This window comes from Bradyrhizobium sp. SZCCHNRI3052 (assembly GCF_032484895.1).
Taxonomy (GTDB): domain Bacteria; phylum Pseudomonadota; class Alphaproteobacteria; order Rhizobiales; family Xanthobacteraceae; genus Bradyrhizobium.
Genome location: NZ_JAUETW010000023.1, coordinates 56259 through 64695 on the forward strand (window position 1 = coordinate 56259; position 8437 = coordinate 64695).

8 protein-coding genes, 1 tRNA gene and 2 pseudogenes are annotated in these 8437 nt (G+C 63.9%); 6 read left to right on the plus strand and 5 right to left on the minus strand.

What is annotated here, in order from left to right:
- Positions 1 to 295: 295 nt before the first annotated feature.
- A pseudogene (locus QW887_RS34585) lies at positions 296 to 439 on the plus strand (C4-dicarboxylate ABC transporter permease); the annotation flags it as partial.
- A 9-nt stretch (positions 440 to 448) separates the two neighbouring features.
- Here QW887_RS34585 and QW887_RS34590 read toward each other — a convergent pair.
- Positions 449 to 2152: a methyl-accepting chemotaxis protein gene (locus QW887_RS34590; protein WP_315717688.1), complete on the minus strand. Its 1704-nt coding sequence runs from the start codon at positions 2150 to 2152 to the stop codon at positions 449 to 451.
- Positions 2153 to 2278: 126 nt separating this feature from the next.
- Between QW887_RS34590 and QW887_RS34595 the strand changes: the two genes are divergently transcribed.
- Both QW887_RS34595 and QW887_RS34600 read left to right on the plus strand, forming a co-directional pair.
- Positions 2279 to 3724 carry a deoxyribodipyrimidine photo-lyase gene (locus QW887_RS34595; protein ID WP_316196178.1) on the plus strand — a complete coding sequence of 482 codons (1446 nt, stop codon included), beginning with the start codon at positions 2279 to 2281 and terminating at the stop codon, positions 3722 to 3724.
- A gap of 72 nt (positions 3725 to 3796) precedes the next feature.
- Positions 3797 to 4090, plus strand: coding sequence for a histone (locus QW887_RS34600; RefSeq protein WP_316196179.1), 294 nt, complete (start codon positions 3797 to 3799; stop codon positions 4088 to 4090).
- A 248-nt stretch (positions 4091 to 4338) separates the two neighbouring features.
- Here the strand turns inward: QW887_RS34600 and QW887_RS34605 are convergent, their stop codons facing one another.
- Positions 4339 to 4782 (minus strand): hypothetical protein, encoded by a 444-nt coding sequence (locus tag QW887_RS34605; protein WP_316165043.1) that lies wholly within the window; start codon positions 4780 to 4782, stop codon positions 4339 to 4341.
- Positions 4783 to 5003: 221 nt separating this feature from the next.
- Here QW887_RS34605 and QW887_RS34610 point away from each other — a divergent pair, with 221 nt between their 5' ends.
- The 3 genes from QW887_RS34610 (at position 5004) to QW887_RS34620 (ending at position 6911) form a co-directional block, all read left to right on the plus strand.
- A complete protein-coding gene (locus QW887_RS34610; RefSeq protein ID WP_315717684.1) occupies positions 5004 to 5264 on the plus strand; it encodes a hypothetical protein in 261 nt (86 codons plus the stop codon).
- 116 nt (positions 5265 to 5380) lie between these two features.
- Positions 5381 to 5457: transfer RNA gene (locus QW887_RS34615), tRNA-Arg, on the plus strand.
- A gap of 227 nt (positions 5458 to 5684) precedes the next feature.
- Entirely contained in the window at positions 5685 to 6911 is a 1227-nt protein-coding gene (locus tag QW887_RS34620; protein ID WP_316186250.1) for a tyrosine-type recombinase/integrase, read from the plus strand.
- Between the two features lie 32 nt (positions 6912 to 6943).
- On the opposite strand, the gene QW887_RS34625 is transcribed toward QW887_RS34620, so the two are convergent.
- From QW887_RS34625 to QW887_RS34635, 3 genes and pseudogenes are all read right to left on the minus strand, one after another.
- Positions 6944 to 7168, minus strand: coding sequence for a helix-turn-helix domain-containing protein (locus QW887_RS34625; RefSeq protein WP_316186251.1), 225 nt, complete (start codon positions 7166 to 7168; stop codon positions 6944 to 6946).
- Positions 7169 to 7475: 307 nt separating this feature from the next.
- Positions 7476 to 7809, minus strand: a pseudogene (locus QW887_RS34995) (IS21 family transposase); the annotation flags it as partial.
- A gap of 448 nt (positions 7810 to 8257) precedes the next feature.
- Positions 8258 to 8437 (minus strand): hypothetical protein (locus tag QW887_RS34635; RefSeq protein WP_316196181.1); only part of this gene is annotated, 180 nt, incomplete at its 5' end.

An 8437-nucleotide genomic window follows, 5' to 3' on the forward strand; every position in this document is an offset into this window, starting at 1 on the left:
TAACGCGCCGCGCGGATCATGGTGGCCAACACGCCCGGCGCACCAGGGAGACTGCGTATAAGCGTGAAGACATCGCGCAGGGAATGCCGGTTGATCGGCTTTGCCTGTGGTACCTGCCGCCTGCATTTTTTTCGCAGGCGGGCCATGGGTGAGGCCTTCACCCGGCATTCCCTGCGCCCTCTCGTTTTGCAGAGGGTGAGCATGCAGCAGAACTCGGGCTGATCATGCCGCGGGAATGCGAGGTCATGTCTTGAGACGCTTGCGCAGATCTCTGTTGTCGTCCCGGGCACCGTCCGTGATCCAGGGCCTGACGGAGGACGGTCTCGGCTACATCGCGCGCGTGACCGCCCCCTACCTCGTCATCATGATCGGCTTCGTGCTTCTGCTCACGCTGTTTCCGGGCATCGTGACCATCCTGCCACGATTGCGCTACGGGTGAGCAGCCGTGTCAGGCCGCGCGCATGCCGTCGAGGAACTTCTGCACCTCGGCCTTCAGCCGAAGGCTCTCGCCGGACAGCGCCTGGGCCGAGGCGAACATCCGGTTGGAGCTTTCGCCGGTCTCGCCTGCCCCGCGCGCCGCGCTGCGGATGTTCTCGACGACCTCTGCGGTGCCGGTTGCGGCCGAGCGGACGCTCTGGGTGATGTTCTGCGTAGCGGCGCGCTGCTGTTCGACGGCGGCGGAGATCGAGGCGGCGATCCCGTTGATGCGCTCGATGGTCGAGCCGATTGCCTTGATGGCGTCGACCGATTCCTGGGTCACGGTCTGCATGTTGGCGATCTGGCTGGAGATCTCCTCCGTCGCCTTGGCGGTCTGGCCGGCCAGGGTCTTGACCTCCTGAGCGACCACCGCGAAGCCGCGGCCGGCATCGCCAGCACGGGCGGCCTCGATGGTGGCGTTGAGCGCCAGCAGGTTGGTCTGCTCGGCGATCGAGGTGATCAGCTTGACGACGTCGCCGATGCGGTTGCCGGCGTCGGACAGCTCCTTGATGCGCTGGTCGGTCGCGGTCGCCTGGTTGACCGCCTCGGCGGCGATGGCGTTGGACTCCTGCACGCGGCGGATGATCTCGGCGATCGAGCCGGACAGCTCGTCCGAGGCAGCAGCCGCAGTGCGGACGTGCTCGGATGCGGTCTCCGACGCGCCGGCCGAGTGGCCGGACAGGTCGGCGGTGGTCCGCGCCGTCTGGGTGAGCTGGCGCGCCTCGCGCTCGAACTCGCCCGACGAGGTCAAGACGTTCTCGATGATGCCGCCGATGCTGGCCTGGAACGAATCGACGAAACGCTGCAGCTCGGCCTTGCGCTGCTCGACAGCCGCTGCGGCCGCAGCGGTCTGCTCCTCGCGCATCCGGCGCCGCTCGCTCGCGGCACTGCGGAACACGACAAGGCTGCGGGCGATTTCACCGATCTCGTCGCTGCGGTCATCGGACTTGATCGCAACGTCCTCGCGGCCCTCGGCGATGGCGGTGAGCGCGTCGGTCACCGCGGCGAGAGGCTTGGTGACGCGGCGAACCGCCAGCATGGTCAAGCCAAGCACCAGCAGCGCGGCGATCGCAGCGGCGACGACCATGGTCCGCATCGCCTGCGACAGCATGGCGTCGAGCTCGGCCATGGGCACGCCGACATAGAGAATGCCGATCACCTTTCCAGCCGGATTGGTGACAGGAAAATAAGCGGTCATGAACGACTTGCCGAACAGCGTCGCGGGGCCCTTGTAGGCCTCGCCGCGCCGCAGCAGCGCCTGCGCCGGATGATCCGCGGCAAGCTGGGTGCCCACGGCGCGGTCGCCATTCTCCTTCTTCACATTGGTCGAGCGGCGGACGAACTGGCCGCTGTCATCAACCACGAACAGCGTGGCGCTGCCGCCGACATAGGACACCGCGCGATCGACGATCGCGTGATCCTTGATCTCGGGAATCGCCGGAATCTCGATGCGCGTAACGACGCCGTTCTGCACGCTGACTTTCGCGTCGCCGAACGTTTCGGTGAACGTCAGCGCGAAGGTGCGCAGATTGCCTTCGATGTCGCGTTTGGCGCGATCCGTGAAATCGGAGGACAGCGACCAGTACGCCGCGCCGACCACGAGAGCTGTGTTCAGGGCGATCACGACAACGGCGCCAATCAGCGCCTTGGTGCCGAGCTTCAATTTGACGGACACGAGATAAACCTTCCAGGGGAACTGCAACTGAATCTCAAACTGCCCGTAGTTGGTTTCAAAGCGGTTATTTTCCGGAGCGTAGAATACCGGAACTCTCGATAAAAACGGCAATAAGATACCCTGATCATGTCCTCCTCCCCCATCATCGTATGGTTTCGCGAGAGCCTGCGGCTGTCTGACCACCCCGCGTTGCATGAAGCAGCGAAGTCGGGCACTCGGATCGTTTGTAGTTACGTCCACGATCAGGAAAGCCCTGGGTTGCGTCCGCTCGGCGGCGCGGCGCGCTGGTGGCTCGCGCAATCGTTGCGTGCACTCCAGGCCGAACTACATGCGCTCGGCGCCGAGCTCGTGATCCGGCGCGGCTCCGCGGCCAAGGTGCTCGGCGAGTTGGCGCGCCAAACCAGGGCCAGCGCGGTGTATTGGAACGACGTCGCGCAGGCCGGCCCCCGCGCCGTGGCTGCCGGCGTCGAAGCAGCACTCGCCGAGATCGGCGTCTCTTCACGCGTGTTTCCCGATGACCTTCTGGTCGATCCGGCCGAGTTGCGCGGCAAGGATGGGCGCGGCCCGCGCGTGTTCACACCGTTCTGGAAGCGGGTGCTCGCTCTGGGTGATCCGCCGAAGCCGCTGCCGCGGCCGGCCCGGCTGTCGCACGCCCCCGGCGGCGCAAGCTTGCCGATCGGTGAGCTCGCGCTCGAGCCGCGCAAGCCCGACTGGGCCGGCGGCCTGCGAGCGTCATGGCAAGCCGGCGAGCGCGCGGCACAGGCGCGCCTCGCCAGCTTTCTCGAAACGGCCGTGCAGACCTATGCCGCCGATCGCGACCGGCCCGACATCGAGGCGACCTCCCGGCTGTCGCCGCATCTGCGTTTCGGCGAGATCAGCCCGCGCCAGGTCTGGCATGCGGCGCGATTTGCCGCCGCCGAGCGTCCAGCTTCCGCCGCCGGCATCGACAAGTTCCTGAGTGAGCTCGGCTGGCGCGAGTTCAGCCGCCACCTGCTCTACAACAATCCCGACCTCGCAACCCGCAATCTGCAGCCGGCCTTCGATGCCTTTCCCTGGGCGCAGGATCATTCAGCGCTGCAGGCCTGGCAGCGCGGGCGAACCGGATATCCGATCGTCGATGCCGGGATGCGCGAGCTCTGGCATAGCGGGAGCATGCACAACCGCGTCCGTATGGTGGTCGCCTCGCTGCTCGTGAAGCATCTTCTGATCGACTGGCGGCTCGGCGAACACTGGTTCTGGGACACGCTGGTCGACGCCGACCCGGGCAGCAATCCGGCCAGTTGGCAATGGGTTGCGGGATCGGGCGCCGACGCCGCGCCCTACTTCCGCGTCTTCAATCCCGTGCTGCAGGGCGAAAAATTCGATTCTCGCGGGACCTATGTCCGCCGCTGGGTGCCGGAGCTGGCGCGCCTGCCGGCCACGCTGATCCACCAGCCCTGGGCGGCGAAGCCGCTCGAGCTCGCCGAGGCCGGGGTTGAACTCGGCCGCACCTACCCGGCGCCGATCGTGGATCACAAGCCCGGGCGGGAGCGCGCGCTGGCAGCCTACGCAAGCTTGCGCACAAGTGATTAGTTGGGGCGCGCTTTGACAGTACAGAGAATCCAGCTATCGTCGCAGGGTTTCCAACAAATCGGGGGACCCGATATGGACGACACTCCACTCTCTGATCCGACCGCGACCGAGACCAGCATGCCCGCCGAGGCGCCGAAGGATCCGGTGATCACGACGGCGCCTAAGGCCCGACGAGCGGCCAAGAAGACCGCGAAGAAGACCTCCAAGAGGGCTGCACCCAAGCGGGCCGCCGCCAAGGCCAAGAAGGTCGCGACCAAGAAGTCCGCCAAGAAGACCGTGAAGAAGGCGGCCAAGAAAGCTGCGAAGAAGACGGCCAAGAAGGCCACCAAGAAAGCGGCGAAGAAGACGAAGAAGGCCAAGCGCTGATTCTGCCTGGCTCGAGACCGAAGGCGAGTCGTCACCTTCGCTGATGGTCTTGGCGAAACAATCCAGTGCCCGGTAGTGGGGACGATCTGGCGCTGGATTGTTTCGTTTGTCGCCGTGCGGTTGGGAGCCGGGATCTGGCATCCGCGGCGCGACGCAGCGACCGGTGATGCCGCGCGGACGCCGGCCGGCTTGCGATCGGATTGCCGGCAGAGGTCTGCTGGGACAGAGATTCCGTGCGGGCGGTGCCCTCACCAGACGTCGGGACAGGGGTCGACGATCTTCCAGAGCTCGATGCCGTTCTTGATCCGCTTCATCTCGGTGGTGAGCCCGCCGTTGCGCCGGATCCAGTCCTTCACCGAATCGGGGTAATAGGACATCAGCTCGGACGTCCCCTCCACGCTGGTGACCTTGATGCCGAACGTGAACGCCTTGTCGTAATAGGCTTGGTGGAAGCCGAGGCTGGCCCTGGGCGTGACGCAGATCCTGTTGAGCGGCACGAAGCCGAAGACGAGCGTGCAGGCGGAATTGCAGATGCCGTCGATGATGACGCGCTGACGCGTTTCCCTGACGTGCCTGTACTTGGCCTTGTACTCTTCGATGTAGCCACCATGGTCGCGCGTAATGTGCAAATCCGCACGCGCCGGGCTAGCGGCGACCAGCAGGAGCACGACGCTTGGGATCAGGCGATTCATGGATCGGACGGCAAACCCGGTCTTTTCTGGCGCTGTCGCGACAACGCCTCGGGCCCAATGCACGACGGCACTTGCCGGACCTTGTCATGATCTTCTTAAGCACGCGGAAAAGGCCAAAATTTTGACGGGTTATCGCCTTTTGCGCACCCTTTCCGCCACTTCCGCGTTAGGCTATCAGCCAGACGGCCGGCCTTGACGTCGTTTTCCGGAGAAGAAAAGTCATGAGCAAGCTCGCATCCCTCGCCGCCGCCTTGATCGTGTCAATTGCCGCCCTGGTGCCGGCCACGTCCGAGGCGCGCAGCCATCATCGGCATCATCGCCACCACTACGGGCTGCCCTACGCCATCAGCTTCCTGCACAATTATGGCCCCGGCCCGCTGCCCGGTAGCTTTGCGTTCTATGACGGTCCTTCCACCAACCACTGCTACCAGAGCTCGGCGGCCTACATCGGCCAGGACCGACGCCGGCATCCCTGCTTCTGACGCCATCCATGGACGCCCCGCCAGCTTCGGCGAACGACCGTTCATGTCCGGCGGAGGCTGGCCTTGGCCATCCAAGTCTGGTATCCCGGTGACGCGGGAGATTTGGCCCGCATCGCGCGCTCGTAGCTCAGCTGGATAGAGCATCGGATTTCGATTCCGAGGGTCGGGAGTTCGAATCTCTCCGAGCGCGCCAGGCCCGTCTTCGCCCCCCTTCACCCGCCATCGCCGATCATCACCGAAGCCCACGGTAACACCTTGTTAGATCGTGGTTTTTCGTAGCTTAGGTGACTGCCGCGTACGATCGGCGATCGTCGGCGAGCTCCGCCCGACCGTCCATTTGGCCATCCCTCGATCTCAGTTAGAATCCCCCTCACCTGAAACGCTGCATTTTTCAGCGAGGGACAGGAGTTCGAATCTCCCATGCAGCTTCTAACTCAAAAGCCGGAGATCACGGCCAAGAACTATCTCTCCGTCGGGCCCGGTGAATACCCCTGCGGCAACAACCTCTATTTGATCGTCACCCCAAGCGGCGGCCGCCGCTGGGCGTTCCGATACCAGCGCAACGGCATCGTCAAGAAGATGGGTTTTGGTTCGGCCAAGGAAACCGGCCTGAAGCTCTCCGAGGCCAAGGACAAGGCGATTGACGCTCTGCGGCTGCTGGCCAAGGGGACCGATCCGCGGGAGCACCGCGACGACGAGAAACGTCGCACCCAGGGATCGCGTCGGTTCGGCGAGTTCGCCGAGCAATGGCGGCAGACCTACGAGACCGGCATGAGGCACAAGGCCGCCAGAGCAAAGCTGAAGCGCATCGTGCAGGTCATCTGCCGCCCGCTGCACAAGCACTGGGTCCACGAGATCGAAACTGCCCATGTCGTCAACGTGCTCATGCCGATCTGGCAGCAGCCTGAGACCTCGCGCTCCGCTCGCCAGATCATCAAGAAGATTCTCGACGCAGCGATCGCCCACAACCTGCGACCGAAAGACAACCCGGCCGATTGGGCCAGCCGACTGCAACCGATCATGCCCAGGCAACGCCGGCGTGGCACGATACGGGGCGGCCACAAGGCGATGGACTACCAAGACCTGCCGGCGTTCATGCACAAGCTCAGCGCCATCTCGACGCAAAGCGCGCGGGCGCTCGAGGTCATCATCCTGACCTTGGGACGAACCGCCGAAGTTCAAAACATGCGCTGGGCGCAACTCGATCTCGATCACGGAATCTGGGATCTTGGCTTTCTCGGCACCAAGAACGAGCGGTTGAAACGCACGCCGTTACCCCGGCAGACGCTGGCCTATTTGCGCGAGGCTTACGAGAGCCGCGTCAATGACGAATTCGTCTTTCCCGGTCGCAGTCTAAAGAGACCGATGAGCAACATGACGATGCTCAAATATCTCAAGGAGCTCACCGGAAACGACTCCCTGACCGTGCACGGCTTCCGCACGACGTTTCGAACCTGGGCGCAGGAGCAGACCCACTTCGAGGAGGAAATCGTCGAGCATTGCCTGCACCACATCACGGGCGATGATGCCGAAAAGGCGTATAAGCGCGGCGAGGCCCTGAAGAAGCGACTACTTGTGATGCAGACATTCGCAGACTTCGCAACGCAACCACCAAGGAGCAACGTGACCCCGATGAAGGTCGCCTGAAGGATCAAGCTATCCTTCGCCCGACTAGTATGTCACCGCTCGGGCTGATTGGTCGCCTCGGGGAGGCTTTCCAAGAAGGACGCCAAATCTGCGCGTGTGATGATCGTCCGCGTGCCATACTTTCGGACTCGCAGCCGCCCTTCTTTGATGGCCTTGTAAAGGGACGTCTGGCCGAGCGAACACAGTACGGCAGCCTCAGGAACGGTGAGGCAGAGCTTTTCTGCGGCGTTTCGAAGCATCGGTTCGCGCTTTGGCATCTAGCGATGGTCTCGCTTCTTTTGTCGCCCGCGATACTCTTCCTTTGCCGCCGCGAATTGATCGCCGCGACGACATCGAAGGCACGCGGATCCGACGGATGGAGGCTAAGCGAATGCTTGGCCATATCCGAAGTCCCTTCGGCGGAGTTTCGGACGCGATTTCGTGCAATTGGGATAGTTGAGACTCCTGACTGAACTGACTGGCAGCGAAGCCACTCCGCGGATTCCGAGACCAGCGAAGAGGGCGGCCGCAGATGCGCGTCAGCTCGCGCTGCATGCCGAAGGACGGCCGGGACCCGAGCGGCTACAACCGATGCGCCTCGTCGCGATCGAAGCGCGTCATCGGCATCTCGCCGGTCGTGCCGTGGATCCGCGCGTTCACCCCGCGCTCCCATCTGGCGAGATGCGCCTCGAAGCTCGTAAGCTGTGCCCTACGATCGCGTTCTTCTTCACAGAGCCCACGCCGCACTCGGCTTGCCCTTCGTCCACGCCCGATACGGCGCACAGGCGCGTAGCCGGAAGCTCCAATGCCAAGCGAACGCAACGAGCTTGTCGTTGAACTCGACCCGCCGGCTCACCGCGTCGTGCCGCACCACCAGGCCTCGCCGATTGTCCCGCAGGACCTCCTCCGGCACGCCGCCATGTAGGCCTTCACCGTGTAGGGGCTGCATCCCAGCTACCGGGCGATCCGCTCCCCCCACCTACAAGCCTTCAACCCCAAAATCTCCGCCCCGTCGTCTGGCGTCTTCATCTCCGGCCTTCGTGGATCGCCCCGCAAGGCGGTTTAGGTGATCCGCTCCTCACTCATTTGCGCTCTCCTTCCACTAAAGGAGGCGGCAATTCCTCGTGACACCGAGAGGCATTTTCCGTAACGCCTGACATAGTGCCCCAGTCCTCCACCGAAATAGCGACATGCCGTGTCTGCTGATAGTTTCATTAAGCTGACGCAGCCAGGACACGCCGCGACCAGTTCACCGATGTCCCGCGTGGTGGTCCGCCGCGGTCACCTGCCGGAGCGCGAGGCAATTACCGATATCGGTCCGGCTCCGACCGCCAGCCGCTACCCGATCGCGAGACTGATACCGCCCCCTATTCGAAGGTAATATCGACCGGCGCACTGATCCGACATGCCGGCTGCATTGCTCGGCGAGGCGCTGCCGAGCTGTCGGCAACGTTCAGATTGCAGCCACCCTGACCTGCCCCTAAGAATTTCCTCCAGAACGATTTAGAGTCCGGCCTGACGAAGGACGGACAGATGAAGCGAAAGCG

Coding starts and splice junctions, on each gene's coding strand:
- QW887_RS34620 (WP_316186250.1), top strand. CDS start 5,685: ATGCAGCTTCTAACTCAAAAGCCGGAGATCACGGCCAAGAACTATCTC.
- QW887_RS34625 (WP_316186251.1), bottom strand. CDS start 7,168: ATGCCAAAGCGCGAACCGATGCTTCGAAACGCCGCAGAAAAGCTCTGC.
- QW887_RS34600 (WP_316196179.1), top strand. CDS start 3,797: ATGGACGACACTCCACTCTCTGATCCGACCGCGACCGAGACCAGCATG.
- QW887_RS34610 (WP_315717684.1), top strand. CDS start 5,004: ATGAGCAAGCTCGCATCCCTCGCCGCCGCCTTGATCGTGTCAATTGCC.
- QW887_RS34595 (WP_316196178.1), top strand. CDS start 2,279: ATGTCCTCCTCCCCCATCATCGTATGGTTTCGCGAGAGCCTGCGGCTG.
- QW887_RS34605 (WP_316165043.1), bottom strand. CDS start 4,782: ATGAATCGCCTGATCCCAAGCGTCGTGCTCCTGCTGGTCGCCGCTAGC.